We start from the raw sequence: 14,164 nt of genomic DNA, 5'->3' as shown, positions 1-14,164 counted from the left end.
CGCTGTGGGTCAAAGTATGATCAGCCGCGCACCGGCCGCCGCGCCATGCGAGGCGTGGCGCGCAGGATGCGGCTGGGCTGGAGTGAGGTGAGATTGCCGACGAACTGGCGCGCGCTGTTCTCCCAGGAGCGCTCCAGCGCGAAGTTGCGGCAGGTCTCGCGCGACATGGTGAGTGCGCGCAGGCAAGCGGCGCGCAGGTCGTTGTCGATCGCGCCGATCGGATGATCGGCGATGACGTCCTTCGGGCCCGTCACCGGAAACGCCGCAACCGGCGTGCCGCAGGCGAGCGCTTCGAGCTGCACCACGCCAAAAGTATCGGTGAGGCTTGGGAACACGAAGACATCGGCGGCGGCGAGATGCGCGGTGAGATCCGCGCCCTTCTTCTCGCCGAGGAAGACGGCGTCCGGATATTTCTTCTCGAGCGCAGCTTTCTGCGGGCCGTCGCCGACCACGACCTTGGTGCCAGGCAGGTCGAGCGAGAGGAACGCCTCAAGATTCTTCTCCACCGCGACGCGGCCCATGGTCATGAAGATCGGGCCCGGCAGGTCGAGCTTGGCCGGAGCATCCGGATGGAACAGCTCGGTGTTGACGCCGCGCCCCCAGAAGCCGAGCCGCTTGAAGCCGCGCCCGGAGAGCTCCTGCCGCAGCGACGGCGTCGCCACCATGGTCATGGCGGCGGCATCGTGGAAATGGCGCAGCACGGCATAGCCGACGGCGTCAGGGATGCCGGTCCGCACCGAGACGTATTCCGGAAAGCGCGTCGTGTAGGAGGTGGTGAAAGCGAGGCCGTTGCGGCGGCAATAGGCCCGCGCGGCCCAGCCGATCGGCCCTTCGGTTGCGATATGCAGCGCTTCGGGCGCGGCCTTCTCGATCCGCCGTGCGATCTCTTTGCCGCTCGGCAGCGCGATGCGCAGGCCCGGATAGGTCGGCAGCGGCCACGACCGGAAGCCGTCCGGCGTCAGGAAGTCGATCTCGACATCGAGGGCCTTGGCGGCGGCCGCCAGCGAGGTCAGCGTCCGGACCACACCGTTGACCTGCGGATGCCAGGCGTCAGTCGCGATTAATACCCGCATGGGGAAATCCCGAGAGTTTGATGATTCTCGGCTTAGGACCATCAACCACGGATATTTCAGGCGTGTGACGTCACATAAATGTCGGCGCGCTGTTTTGTTCGTTAACAACCTGGCCGAGCCACGAAACTGTCATGAAACAATCCTTGCCGCGATGAAACCGTTTTCGGTTTTCCGCGCAAACGTCCCGAAACTTCTTTCCATTAATGAATTAGGCAACGGAGCACCGAAACGGTGCCGGGGTGACCAAGAAACACCACGCAAACAGGGGCGACCAATGTTCAATCTGGACACGTTCAAGACGTATTCGCGCGCCGTTGCCGTCAGTGCAGTGGCTGTGACCGCAATCGCTTTTGCCGGCCCGGCCAAGGCCGCGCCCGTGCAGCTGTTTCCGTTCTTCCAGCCGCTGCCGGAGATGACCGCGCCGCAGCCGCTTCAGCCTTACCAGCCCTATCAGGCGCCGACCTATCAGACCGCGCCGTCCGAGGATCAGGACGCCGTCGAGACGCCGGCCCGCTTCCGCCGCCAGACCGTTAGCTATTCAACACGTGAAGCGCCGGGCACCATCATCATCGATACGCCCAACACCTATCTCTATTACGTGCTCGGCAACGGCCAGGCGATCCGCTACGGCATCGGCGTCGGCCGCGATGGCTTCACCTGGTCCGGCACCCAGTCGGTGACCAAGAAGGCCGAGTGGCCGGATTGGACCCCGCCGCCGGAAATGATCCAGCGCCAGCCCTATCTGCCGCGCCACATGGCCGGCGGCCCCGGCAATCCGCTCGGCGCCCGCGCCATGTATCTCGGTGGCACCGTCTACCGCATCCACGGCACCAACGCCCCCGAAACCATCGGCAAGCACGTCTCCTCCGGCTGCATCCGTCTGACCAATGACGACGTCTCCGACCTCTACTCCCGCGTCAACGTCGGCACCAAGGTGGTCGTGCTGCCGATGACCGAGCGCCGCGCCGAACTGCGGTAGCGCGAGGCGCTGAGCGATACAGGACAATGTGACGCAAAACGGCCCCGGAACAGACCGGGGCCGTTTTCGTTTGCAACGAGCACGCCGAGTCACCCCAAGCGGAGCCGCAGATGCAATCACGCCTGCAGACATCGCGCGACATATGGCTCCCGCCGATCGCCGCCGTGGGAGCCTTGACGCTGCTGCTCTGCGCGTCATCCGCGCTGGCGCAGCAGCCGGCGGGCGGTGATGCAGCCCAACAGGCTTTCAACAATTCCTGCCGCACCTGTCATTCGGTGAAAGAAGGCGACAATCGCCTCGGTCCCAACCTGAACAGGATCGTCGGACGAAAGGCCGGTTCGCTGCCGAACTATAACTACTCGCAGTCGATGAAGGAAGCCGGCTTCGTCTGGGATCAGGACAAGCTCACGCGCTTTATGCTCAAGCCGGACGAAGTCGTCTCGGGCAACAAGATGCAGCCCTATGGCGGCATCCCGTCCGACGAAGCCGCCAAGGTGGTTGCATATCTGCGGGCGACATCGGGGTCGCAGTAGCGGTCCGGAGGACGAGCCAACCTCGATCCAGGACGGGCAATTGCATCGCCACCACCCCCATGGTTTGCTCTGCGATCATGACGCCCGCCCCACACGCCACCCCGACAATCAAACTGCTCACACCGGCCGACGCCGCACGCTATCGCACAATCCGGCTGGAAGCGCTCGCGGCGCATCCCGAGGCCTTTACCAGCACGTTCGAACGCGAGCGGGAAAAACCTCTCGCGTGGTTCGCGGAGCGCCTCGCGACATCGGACGTGTTCGGCGCGTTCATCGCGGACGAGCTGGTGGGGACCGCCGGCTTCCGCCGGGAGGACGGCGCGAAGACTGCGCACAAGGCGGTGCTGTGGGGCATGTATGTGCGGCCCGGCGCGCGCAGATCCGGCACGGGAAGGCTGCTGGTCGACGCGATCGCGGCTCACGCGGCACAGCGCGTCGAGCAGCTTCATCTCGTCGTCGTCAGCGAGAACGTGGCCGCGTTGCGCCTCTACGCGGCTGCAGGGTTCGTCGAATACGGCCGCGGCGTGAGGGCGCTGAAGCACGATGGCCGATACTACGATGAGACGCTGATGGCCCTGTTCTTCGACGGCAGCGGCGCGATACGGCCCCGATAGTGCCGGGGCCGCTCCCTCGCTCGTGCCGCTTACCCGCCGCCCCAACGCCGTGCCGAGATCAGCCTCAGCCACGCCGCCGAGTGAAACGCGCTCATCAGCAGATACATCGGCACCATCCCGCCCAGCGACAGCCCGTGTCCGGCGGAGCAGAGCATGTCCGCCGGACCGCCACTGATCACGGCCGTCAGCACGGCCATGATCGCGAACGTCGGCGTGGCCGCAAGACCCAGCCATCGGGCGAGGCGGGATGCGGCCTCGCTGCCGTCACAGTTGGCGCCGGCGGGATGGACGGCGCTCACTGCGCGCCCGGCGTGCGGAGCGCGATCTCCCCGGCGTCCGACACCTCGACCCATTTCTTGTCGGGTGCCGCACCCACCTCGTAGCTGTCGTTCCAGTTCCACCATTTGTAGGTGGGCGACTTCGGATAGCCGGCCGGCGAATCCTCCCAGGGCTCCTGGCGGCCGAGCGGGGTGATGTCGAGGTAGTTCCAGGTGCCGCCCATCTGCTCGTCGCCGCGGCTCTTGATCAGATAGGTGCGGAAGATGCGCGTCCCGTCGCGGTAGAACACGTTGGTGCCGTGCCACTCGCCGACGCCGAAATCGGCGTCAAAACTGTCGGTGATGGTGACCCACGGGATGTTCCAGCCCATCCGCGTCTTCAGCCGCGCGATATCGGCCTGCGGCGCGCGCGAGGCGAACACCAGCGTGGTGTCGCGGGCGTTCAGATGGGAGACATGGGCGACCTGGTCGGCCACCATGGAGCAGCCGCGGCAGGCATGGTCGGGCCAGCCGAACACGCCCGGCTCGAAGAAGGCCCGGTAGAGAATGAGCTGCTTTCGGCCCTGGAACAGATCGAGCAGACTGGCCTTGCCCGAGGGCGCCTCGAATGCGTAGGTTTTGTCCACTTCCATCCACGGCATCCGCCGGCGTTCGGCGGCGAGTGCATCGCGGGCGCGGGTATGCGCCTTTTCCTTCACGAGCAGTTGCTGACGGGCTGCCTCCCAGTCCTGCGGCGACACCACTGGCGGTGTTTGCATGGTGGCGTTAGTTCCTGCTGATGTCATCATGGCTCTCCAAGCTTCCTGCTCACCGCACATTGTCGGCCGTCAACGATTTCTGGCACCAAGCGGTTGCGTGGTGGGAGTAACAAGTGTGGCGGGATTTTCATGGAGTCGCTGATCACGGCCGCCGCGCGCGCGTTAGAGGCCGGCGATCCGCTCGGCGCGCTGAACCGCGTCGCGCTGCGCAACGATGCACCGTCGCTGGCGCTGCGCGGCATCGCGATGGCGCAGCTCGGCGATCTCGCGAAAGCCAAGACGCTGCTGCGCAGCGCCGCGCGCGCGTTCGGTCCGCGAGAAGCGGTCGCGCGCGCCAGATGCGTGGTGGCCGAGGCCGAGATCGCGCTCGTCTCGCGCGACCTGAGCTGGCCGGCGCACACGCTCGCAAGCGCACGCGCAACGCTCGCAAGCCATGGCGATCTCGCCAATGCCGCCCATGCCGGCCATATCGAGGCCCGCCGTCTGCTCCTGCTCGGACGCGTCGACGAGGCCGAGCGCACGCTGGCCGAGATCAGCGTCTCCCCGCTCCCGCCTGCATCGCTCGTCGTTCGCGAGCTGGTGGTTGCCGGCATCGCCATCAGGCGGTTGAAAACAAGAGATGCGCGCGCAGCGCTCGACCGCGCAGGCAAGGCAGCGCAGCTGGCAAGAATCCCGGCGTTAGTGGCTGAGGTCGACAGCGCGAGCCTGATCCTGAACACGCCGGCCGCGCGCCTGATCGCGCGCGGCAGCGAGCACCCGCTGCTGCTCGGCGAGGTCGAGCGACTGGCGACATCGACGGCGCTCGTCATCGACACCTTCCATCATGTCGTGCGCAGGCAAGGCACAGCCGTATCGCTCGGAACGCGCCCCGTGCTGTTTGCGCTCGCCCGTCTGCTGGCGCAGGCATGGCCCGCGGACGTCTCGCGCGAGGCGCTGATATCAGGTGCGTTCCATGCTAGGCACGTCGACGAGTCACACCGCGCGCGACTGCGCGTCGAGATCGGGCGGCTGCGCACCCAGCTCAAGCCGCTCGCCGAGATCAGCGCGACCAAGCAGGGTTTCGAGCTGGCGCCGCGGAGGACACGCGACGTCATCGTGCTGGCGCGGCCCGTCGAGGAGAAGCACGCCGCGGTCCTCGCCATTCTCGCCGACGGCGAACCGTGGTCGAGCTCGGCGCTCGCGCTCGCGCTTGGCATGAGCGCACGCACGGTGCAGCGAGCCCTTGAGGAGCTCGCCCGATCGGACAAGGTGCAGTCGTTCGGCCACGGACGGGCGCGGCGCTGGATGACCCCGCCCGTCCCCGGATTCCCGACAGGCTTGTTACTCCCCGGACCGCTGTTAAAAGCGTAGGCTGGTCGCATCACAGGGATCGGGCAGATGAAGCGTTCCGCCGCCGAGATCATCAGGGAGTACGGGCCTTTTCCGGGCGTCGAGGCCGTGCACGGCGTCACCTATGACGGCACCCATGTCTGGTTCGCATCGGGCGACAAGCTGAATAGCCTTGATCCGGCCAACGGCAGAATCGCGCGCTCGCTCGATGTCGCCGCACATGCGGGCACGGCGTTCGACGGCCGCCATTTGTTCCAGATCGCGGAGGATCGCATCCAGAAGATCGACGCTGCGACAGGCAAGGTGATCACCACGATCCGCGCGCCCGGTGGCGGCGGCGATTCCGGATTGGCCTGGGCCGAAGGCTCGCTCTGGGTCGGTCAATATCGCGAGCGCAAGATCCATCAGATCGATCCGGACACTGGCAAGGTGCTCCGCACCATCGAAAGCAAGCGCTTCGTGACCGGCGTCACCTGGGTCGACGGCGAGCTCTGGCATGGCACCTGGGAAGGCGAGGACAGCGACATCAGGCGGATCGACCCTGACACGGGCAAGGTGCTCGAGCAGCTCGACCTGCCGGCCGGGACGATGGTCTCGGGGCTGGAATCCGACGGCGGCGATCGCCTGTTCTGCGGCGGCGGCGAGGCCGGCAAGCTGCGCGCGGTCCGCCGTCCCAAGCGTGGCTAGCCGCCTGAACAGACGGACACAGCCGTTAACCCATCTGCCCCAATTCCACCCCATCGGTGCGCTCTAGCGCCCCTCTCGCCTGCCCTATAAACTCCGGCCTGGGCGGCCTGGGGGATTGATGCGTCTGACGTTGAACTTGAAGACTGTCCTGATCGCCGTTGCGGTGCTCGCGGCGTCGTTTTTCATCAGCCTGAAGGCGATGGATTTGCTGTCGCCGCGTGCGACCAATTCGGCGCCGCCGGTCGCGCAATTGCCGCCGCTGCCGCCGGTCTCGAAAAGCTCGATCGTGGTGGCGCCGGTGGCGATCGCGCTGTCGGCGATCCGGGAGCAGGCCGAGAAGGCTTCACCGCGCAATTTCGCCGGCAAGGCCGAGAATCCGATCTCGCAGATCCTGCAGGACGCCGATATCGGCTGGGCCGCCGTCCGCGGACCGATGTCGGCGACCGGCGACAAGGACGTGCTGACGCTGTCGACGCCGATCACCGGCAAGCTGAACGTGACGGGGTCGCTGTCGGCGAAAGCCACCGGCGCGCTCGGCGATGCGCTGGGCAGCGTGCTCGGCGGCGACGCGGCGAAACGGATCGGCGCGGTCAACATCAAGAATCTGAATGCCAGCGCCGAGATCAAGGGCAACGTCGTCGTCACCGCGCGCCCCAAGCTCGCGGCCGCCTGGCATCTCGAGCCGAATTTGGGCGCGCAGGTCAATCTCGGCGACACCAACCTCAACGTCGCCGGCGCCAAGGTCAACGTACCGGCGCAGGTCAAGCCGCTGATCGACAAGACGGTCGGCGATCAGCTCAACGTCGTCTCGGAGCGTATCCGCAACGACCCCAGCCTGCGCGAGAACGCGAAGGTGCAATGGGCCAAGGCCTGCCGCTCGATCCCGCTGCAAGGCAGCGGCTCCACGGCCGCGCTGCCGCCGCTCTGGCTCGAGATGAAGCCGACCCGCGCGATCGCGGCGCAGCCGCGCGTCGACGCGCAGAACGTGACGCTGCTGCTCGGCCTCGAGGCCGAGACGCGCGTGACGTCGGCGCAGACCAAGCCGGACTGCCCGTTCCCCGACAAGATCTCGATCGTGCCGCCGACCGGCACCGGCGTGAACATCGGCGTTCCCATCGACGTGCCCTTCACCGAGATCAACAAGCTGATCGCAGCCCAGATGGTCGGCCACACCTATCCCGAGGACGGCTCCGGTCCGGTCGAGGTCACGGTGAAGAGCGTCAACGTCGTCCCCTCCGGCGAGCGGCTTCTGATCTCGCTGCTGGTGAGCGCCAAGGAAAAGAAGAGCTGGCTCGGGCTCGGCGCCGAGGCGACCGTGCACATCTGGGGCCGGCCGATGCTCGACCAGGCGCAGCAGACGCTGCGGCTCGCCGACATCCAGCTCGCGGTGGAGTCCGAGGCGGCCTTCGGCCTGCTTGGCGCTGCCGCCCGCGCGGTGGTGCCGCAGATGCAGCAGGCGCTGGCGCAAAAAGCGACACTCGACCTGAAGCCGATCGCCGCCAACGCGCGCGAGAAGATCGCAGGCGTCATTGCCGACTTCCAGAAGAGCGAGGACGGCGTCAAGGTCGAGGCCAATATCAGCAGCCTGACGCTGTCCGACATCGCCTTCGATTCCAAGACACTGCGCGTGGTCGCGGAAGCCGGCGGGACGCTCAACGTGTACGTGACGAAGCTGTCGGGGATGTAGCGCGCTTTCATGCACGGAATCCGCGCAGCCCTTATCGCTTGCGCCGCTGGCATTCTCGTCGGAGGGTGCTAAGCTGTTTCTCGCAACCTCGAACGAGGCTGCCGACCGCATCGTAGGGGACACGCGAGGACAACATGGAAGCCGGCATGGTGACGCCTGCGCCGGCATTGGTGCGCTTTTCCGGCATTCAGAAGACCTATGATGGCGAGCACCTCGTGGTGAAGAACCTCGATCTCGACATCAAAAAAGGCGAGTTCATCACCCTGCTCGGTCCGTCCGGCTCGGGCAAGACGACCACGCTGATGATGCTGGCCGGCTTCGAGGTTCCGACCCAGGGCGAGATCTACCTCGCAGAACGGCCGATCAAGAACATGCCGCCGCACAAGCGCGACATCGGCATGGTGTTCCAGAACTATGCCCTGTTTCCGCACCTGACGATCGAGGAGAATGTCGCCTTTCCGCTGTCCGTCCGCAAGGTCAGCAAGGCGGAAACGCAGGCGCGCGTCAAGGCGGCGCTGCGCATGATCAAGATGGAAGCCCTGGCGCAGCGGCGGCCCGGGCAATTGTCCGGCGGCCAGCAGCAGCGCGTGGCGCTGGCCCGCGCGCTGGTCTTCAACCCGCAGCTCGTGCTGATGGACGAGCCCCTGGGCGCCCTGGACAAGCGCCTGCGCGAGCAGATGCAGCTGGAGATCAAGCAACTGCACGAGACGATGGGCATCACCGTCGTCTACGTCACCCACGACCAGAGCGAAGCGCTCACCATGTCGGACCGCATCGCCGTGTTCAACGACGGCATCGTGCAGCAGATCGACAGGCCCGACGCGCTGTACGAGCATCCGGTCAACAGCTTCGTCGCCAATTTCGTCGGCGAGAACAATGTGCTGGCCGGCACCGTGGAGACGATCGAGAAGGACTATTGCCGCGTCGCGCTGGCGGCCGGCGGCTCCGTCATGGCCCGTGCGGTCAACGTATCAGGCGCAGGCGCATCGACCTCCTTGTCGGTGCGCCCGGAGCGGATCGCGATTATCCCCGATGGCACCTCCAGCGACGGTCCGAACCGGCTGCCGGCCAAAGTGCAGAACACCATCTATCTCGGCGACCACGCGCTGGCCGTGCTCGATGTCGCGGGGAATGCCGAGTTCATGGTCAAGCTTCAGCCGGGGGTGCATGATAGCTTGAGGCCTGGTGACAATGTCTTCGTCACCTTCGGCCCCAAGGACTGCCTCGCCCTCGATCCCGTCTGATCCAACCAGCGCACCGCAATCAATCGACCTCAACGCAACGCAGATGAAGAAGGAACAAGGACCATGCTGAAGCGCAAGATTGGCAAGATTGCTCTGGGTTTCGCCGCCGCGTTCAGCGCCAGCGCCGCGCTCGCCACGGTCGCCCAGGCGCGTGACCTCACCGTCGTATCGTGGGGCGGCGCATATCAGGATGCCCAGAAGAAGGTCTATTTCGAGCCGTTCAAGAAGACGGCCGGTGTTGCCATGAACGACGAGTCCTGGGACGGCGGCGTCGGCGTGTTGCGCGCCAAGGTCCAGGGCGGCGCCGCCACCTGGGACCTCGTCCAGGTCGAGAGCGACGAGCTCGCGGTCGGCTGCGAGGAAGGCCTGTTCGAGAAGCTCGACTATTCCAAGATCGGCGGCGAGGCCGCCTACATCCAGCCGTCGGTCAATCCCTGCGGCGTCGGCGCCATCCTCTACGATTTCGTGCTCGGCTACGACAAGGACAAGCTGAAGGACGCGCCCAAAGGCTGGGCCGACTTCTTCGACACCAAGAAGATTCCGGGCAAGCGCGCCCTGCGTCAGGGCCCGAAGACCACGCTGGAGATCGCCCTGATGGCCGACGGCGTCGCGCCGAAGGACGTCTACAAGGTGCTGGCGACCGACGAGGGCGTCGATCGCGCGTTCAAGAAGCTCGACACCATCAAGGGCGACCTCGTCTGGTGGAAGGCCGGCGCGCAGCCGCCGCAACTCCTCGCCTCCGGCGAGGTGGCGATGACCTCGGTCTACAACGGCCGCATCGACACCGCGAACAAGAACGAGAAGAAGAACTTTGGCATGGTATGGGACGGCGCTCTCTTCACGCTCGACAGCTGGGTCATCCTGAAGGGCAGCCCGAACAAGGACGCGGCCTACAAGTTCCTGGACTTCGCCGGCAAGGCGGAGAACCAGTCGAAACTGTCGGAGAACATTGCCTACGGCACGTCGAACAAGGACGCCGCCGCCCTGATCCAGCCGGCCGTCCTGAAGGACCTGCCGACCGCGCCTGACAACATCAAGAACGCGGTCGAGATCAACGTTGCCTTCTGGCTCGAGAACATCGACCGCCTGACCGAGCGCTTCAACAAATGGGCCGCGAAATAGCGCGCCCAGCAAGGCTCGACCCAGGGATCGACCAATGACGGAAGCGCTTCTGACCGGCGCCAATGCGTCGACCGAGGTGCCGCTCAAGCGCCGATTGAGGCGTGCGGAGCGGACACGCCAAGTCAAGGCATTGGCGCTGGTGCTGCCGCTTCTCGTTTTCCTGCTCTTCACTTTCGCTGGGCCCATCGCCGGCATGCTGTGGCGTGCGGTCGATGACCGCGAGGTGCGCCAGGCTCTGCCTCAGACCGTCGCGGCTCTCGCCAACTGGGACGGCAAGGACCTGCCGGACGAAAAGGCCTACGCGGCGCTTGCAGGCGACATCCTGGCCGCGCGCGCCTCCGGCACCATCGCCATCGCAGCCAAGCGGCTCAACTACGCCCTGAACGGCTTTCGCACGATCCTCACAAGCACCGCACGCAATCTGAAGGCGGTGCCGGAGCCCGGCACCGCGAAGGAGACGCTGGGCAAGATCAACCCGGCCTGGCGCGAACGCACCACCTGGACGACGATCAAGGATGCCGGTGGCCCGGTCACCGGCTTCTACCTTCTGGCTGCGCTCGACCTGACGCGGAACGTAGACGGCGCGATCGTCGCGGCTCCGGCAGATCAGGCGATCTACCGCGATGTTTTCGGCCGCACCTTCCTCATCAGCCTCGGTGTCACCGCGCTCTGCCTGATCCTTGGCTTCCCGGTCGCCTACCTGCTGGCGACACTGCCGCCCGGCCGGTCGAACCTCTTGATGATCTTCGTGCTGCTGCCGTTCTGGACCTCGCTTCTGGTGCGCACCTGCGCCTGGATCGTGCTGCTGCAGAGCAAGGGCGTCGTGAACGACAGCCTGCACTGGCTTGGCATCATCGACGAGCCGTTGCGCCTGATCTACAACCGCTTCGGTGTCTGCGTGGCCATGACCCACGTGCTGCTGCCGTTCATGATCCTGCCGCTGTACAGCAGCATGAAGGCGATCTCGCCGGCTTACATGCGTGCCGCCGCCTCGCTCGGCGCGCCACCTCTCACCGCCTTCCTGCGGATCTATTTGCCGCAAACCCTGCCCGGCATCGGCGCGGGAGGCCTGCTCGTCTTCATCCTGGCGCTCGGCTACTACATCACGCCTGCCCTGGTCGGCGGCGCCGCCGATCAGATGATCAGCTATTTCATCGCGCTCTACACGACCGAGACCGCCAATTGGGGCCTTGCGTCGGCGCTAGGTGCAGTGCTGCTGCTGGCCACCATTCTGCTGGCTCTCGTCTACGGCAAGCTGGTGCAGGGCCAGCAGGTCACGGGAGGGATGAAGAATTGAGCGACAATGCTTCCATCCGCACGCCCAGCCAGCGCATCGCGTGGACCGCAACCATATTTATCTCGACGCTGGTGTTCATCTTCCTGATCACCCCCATCCTCGCGATCATGCCGCTATCGTTCAGCTCGGGCTCCTACCTCACCTATCCGCTGCCGGGCCTTTCCTTGCGCTGGTACGACGATTTCATCAATTCGCCGCGCTGGATGAATTCGCTGAAGAACAGCATGATCATCGGCGTCGCCTCGACCATGCTGTCGATGGTTTTGGGCACGCTGGCCGCGCTGGGGCTCGCGCAGTGGAAGAGCCGGTTCAAGCCGCTGGTGCTGGCCTTCGTGCTGTCGCCGGTGGTCGTGCCCGGTGTCATCACCGCAGTCGGTCTCTATTTCTTCTTCGCGCCGATCGGGCTGACCGGCAGCTATCTCGGCCTGATCCTGGCTCACACCGCGCTGGCGACGCCGTTTGTGGTGATCACGGTCGGCGCGACGCTGCAAAGCTTCGACACCAACCTCGCGCGCGCCGCCGCCTCGCTCGGCGCCTCGCCGCTCGAAGCGTTCCGCCGCGTGATCCTGCCGCTGATCCTGCCGGGGCTCGCGTCGGGCGCGCTGTTCGCCTTCGCGACCAGCTTCGACGAGGTGGTGATCGTGCTGTTCATGGCGGGGCCAGAGCAGCGCACCCTGCCGCGCGAAATGTTCAGCGGCATCCGCGAGAACATCAGCCCGACCATCACTGCAGCCGCGGTGGTCCTGACGACGGTCTCGGTCATCCTCCTCGCTACGCTGGAAGGCCTGCGCCGACGCAACGAGCGGCTCAAGGGCAGCAGCGTCTGAGCGTAGGTGTTGCTCCTCCCTCTCCCGGCTTGCGGCGGGGCGATCGCATATTGGAATGATTTCCCTGTGGCCATCCTTCGAGACGCCCGCCGTTGGCGGGCCCTCAGGATGAGGACCGAGTGTGCGGCCGTCATTTTGACGAGCACCGGTGCCGCTTAGCCTCATCCTGAGGAGACCGCGAAGCGGTCGTCTCGAAGGACGAGGCGCGCGCTTAGGTCGTGCAAATGCCATATGCCATCGCCGCTTGCGGGAGAGGCGAAGGAAACACCGCCGCCCCCTACTTATTTCTCACCCCTCTCCATACCCCCCCGGCTTTGCCCCCGCGACGGTTTGTCGCTAGAACAGTCCCCGCAACAAAGCCCCAAACAACAAGGCTGAGGGAGAAAACGATATGCAGAAACTCATCGCCGCGGTCGCGGCCGGCTTCGCCATCGCCGCTACCTGCGGCACGGCGCAGGCGCAGATTTCCGACAACGTCGTCAAGCTCGGCGTGCTCACGGACATGTCGAGCCTTTATGCCGACGCGACCGGCAAGGGCTCGCTCGCCGCTGTCGAGATGGCCGTTGCCGATTACGGCGGCAAGGTCGCGGGGGTGCCAATCCAGATCGTTTCCGCCGACCACCAGAACAAGCCCGACGTCGGCGTCAATATCGCCCGCAACTGGTACGACAACGAGAAGGTGGACGCAGTCCTCGACGTGCCGACCTCTTCGGTCGCGCTGCCGATCTCGGCGCTGACGCGCGAGAAGAACAAGATCAACATCAATTCCGGCGGCGGCTCCTCCGACATCACCGGCATCGCCTGCTCGCCCAACACGGTGCACTGGACCTACGACACCTACGCGCTGTCGAACGTCGCCGGCAAGGCGATGGTGAAGCGCGGCGAGGACACCTGGTTCTTCGTCACCGCAGACTACGCGTTTGGCATGGCGCTGCAGCGCGACGCCGCCAACGTCGTCAAGGAGAGCGGCGGCAAGGTGCTCGGCGAGGTCCGCCATCCGCTCAACTCATCCGACTTCTCGTCCTTCCTGCTGCAGGCCCAGGCCTCCAAGGCCAAGGTGGTCGCGCTGGCGAACGCCGGCGGCGACACCACCAATGCGCTGAAGCAGGCGGCCGAGTTCGGCCTGGTGCAAGGCGGCCAGAAGATGATCGCGCTGCTCCAGGAGATCACTGACACGCATTCGCTTGGCATCAAGGCCACGCAGGGCCTGATCGTCACCGACGCGTTCTACTGGGACATGAACGACGAGACCCGCGCCTTCTCCAAGCGCTTCAACGAGAAGGTCGGCCACATGCCGACCATGATCCAGGCCGGCCTCTACTCGGCGACCATGCACTATCTGAAGGCGATCGAGGCCATCAAGACCGACGAAGCGCCGAAGGTGATGGAGCAGATGCGCAACACGCCGGTGAACGACTTCTTCGCCAAGAACGGCAAGATCCGCATCGACGGCCGCATGGTCCACGACATGTATCTGTTCGAGGTGAAAAAGCCGGAAGAATCCAAGGGCGAGTGGGACCTCTACAAGCTGATCGCCACCGTGCCCGGCGACGAAGCCTTCCGCCCGCTCGACAAGGGCGGCTGCCCGCTGGTGAAGTCGAACTGAGGCGAAGCCTCGACCACACTGCCAACTCCTCATCCTGAGGAGCTTGCGAAGCAAGCGTCTCGAAGGATGAAGGCCCGGCCGGTGGCCTCGCCCTTCGAGACGCGCGCAAGAGGCGCGCTCCTCAGGGTGA

General features: G+C 65.6%; 14 protein-coding genes. 11 read left to right on the top strand and 3 right to left on the bottom strand.

Annotation, left to right across the window (positions count from 1 at the left end):
- Positions 1-20: 20 nt before the first annotated feature.
- Entirely contained in the window at positions 21-1,073 is a 1,053-nt protein-coding gene (locus tag FXB40_RS29985; RefSeq protein WP_187437238.1) for a glycosyltransferase family 4 protein, read from the bottom strand.
- Between the two features lie 274 nt (positions 1,074-1,347).
- Between FXB40_RS29985 and FXB40_RS29980 the strand changes: the two genes are divergently transcribed.
- The 3 genes from FXB40_RS29980 to FXB40_RS29970 all read left to right on the top strand — a co-directional run bounded on the left by FXB40_RS29980 (position 1,348) and on the right by FXB40_RS29970 (position 3,199).
- Positions 1,348-2,052 (top strand): L,D-transpeptidase, encoded by a 705-nt coding sequence (locus tag FXB40_RS29980; protein ID WP_148775716.1) that lies wholly within the window; start codon positions 1,348-1,350, stop codon positions 2,050-2,052.
- A gap of 110 nt (positions 2,053-2,162) precedes the next feature.
- Entirely contained in the window at positions 2,163-2,585 is a 423-nt protein-coding gene (locus FXB40_RS29975) for a c-type cytochrome (protein WP_148775715.1), read from the top strand.
- Between the two features lie 77 nt (positions 2,586-2,662).
- Positions 2,663-3,199: a GNAT family N-acetyltransferase gene (locus tag FXB40_RS29970; RefSeq protein ID WP_187437237.1), complete on the top strand. Its 537-nt coding sequence runs from the start codon at positions 2,663-2,665 to the stop codon at positions 3,197-3,199.
- A gap of 29 nt (positions 3,200-3,228) precedes the next feature.
- Here FXB40_RS29970 and FXB40_RS29965 read toward each other — a convergent pair whose 3' ends face one another.
- Positions 3,229-3,552 carry a hypothetical protein gene (locus FXB40_RS29965; protein WP_148775713.1) on the bottom strand — a complete coding sequence of 108 codons (324 nt, stop codon included), beginning with the start codon at positions 3,550-3,552 and terminating at the stop codon, positions 3,229-3,231.
- Positions 3,495-4,265, bottom strand: a complete 771-nt coding sequence (locus FXB40_RS29960; protein ID WP_148775712.1) for a DUF899 domain-containing protein — start codon at positions 4,263-4,265, stop codon at positions 3,495-3,497. Before FXB40_RS29960 ends, FXB40_RS29965 begins: the two co-directional genes overlap by 58 nt.
- A 99-nt stretch (positions 4,266-4,364) precedes the next feature.
- On the opposite strand from FXB40_RS29960, the gene FXB40_RS29955 reads away from it, so the two are divergent.
- The 8 genes from FXB40_RS29955 to FXB40_RS29920 all read left to right on the top strand — a co-directional run bounded on the left by FXB40_RS29955 (position 4,365) and on the right by FXB40_RS29920 (position 14,034).
- Positions 4,365-5,585, top strand: coding sequence for a helix-turn-helix domain-containing protein (locus tag FXB40_RS29955; protein WP_148775711.1), 1,221 nt, complete (start codon positions 4,365-4,367; stop codon positions 5,583-5,585).
- A gap of 27 nt (positions 5,586-5,612) precedes the next feature.
- Positions 5,613-6,251 carry a Vgb family protein gene (locus tag FXB40_RS29950; RefSeq protein WP_148775710.1) on the top strand — a complete coding sequence of 213 codons (639 nt, stop codon included), beginning with the start codon at positions 5,613-5,615 and terminating at the stop codon, positions 6,249-6,251.
- A 118-nt stretch (positions 6,252-6,369) separates the two neighbouring features.
- A complete protein-coding gene (locus FXB40_RS29945; protein ID WP_148775709.1) occupies positions 6,370-7,938 on the top strand; it encodes a DUF4403 family protein in 1,569 nt (522 codons plus the stop codon).
- Between the two features lie 134 nt (positions 7,939-8,072).
- Complete coding sequence (locus FXB40_RS29940; RefSeq protein ID WP_148775708.1) at positions 8,073-9,182, top strand: ABC transporter ATP-binding protein; 1,110 nt, start codon at positions 8,073-8,075, stop codon at positions 9,180-9,182.
- A 63-nt stretch (positions 9,183-9,245) separates the two neighbouring features.
- A complete protein-coding gene (locus FXB40_RS29935; protein WP_148775707.1) occupies positions 9,246-10,304 on the top strand; it encodes an ABC transporter substrate-binding protein in 1,059 nt (352 codons plus the stop codon).
- 34 nt (positions 10,305-10,338) lie between these two features.
- Positions 10,339-11,601 (top strand): ABC transporter permease, encoded by a 1,263-nt coding sequence (locus FXB40_RS29930; RefSeq protein ID WP_148775706.1) that lies wholly within the window; start codon positions 10,339-10,341, stop codon positions 11,599-11,601.
- On the top strand, positions 11,598-12,428 hold the full coding sequence (locus tag FXB40_RS29925) for an ABC transporter permease (protein ID WP_187437236.1): 831 nt from the start codon (positions 11,598-11,600) through the stop codon (positions 12,426-12,428). Before FXB40_RS29930 ends, FXB40_RS29925 begins: the two co-directional genes overlap by 4 nt.
- A gap of 391 nt (positions 12,429-12,819) precedes the next feature.
- Positions 12,820-14,034, top strand: coding sequence for an ABC transporter substrate-binding protein (locus FXB40_RS29920; RefSeq protein ID WP_148775705.1), 1,215 nt, complete (start codon positions 12,820-12,822; stop codon positions 14,032-14,034).
- Positions 14,035-14,164 lie beyond the last annotated feature (130 nt).

This window comes from Bradyrhizobium rifense (assembly GCF_008123425.1).
In the GTDB taxonomy this organism is placed as follows: Bacteria; Pseudomonadota; Alphaproteobacteria; order Rhizobiales; family Xanthobacteraceae; genus Bradyrhizobium; species Bradyrhizobium rifense.
This window is presented reverse-complemented; position numbering and strand designations above follow the sequence as displayed.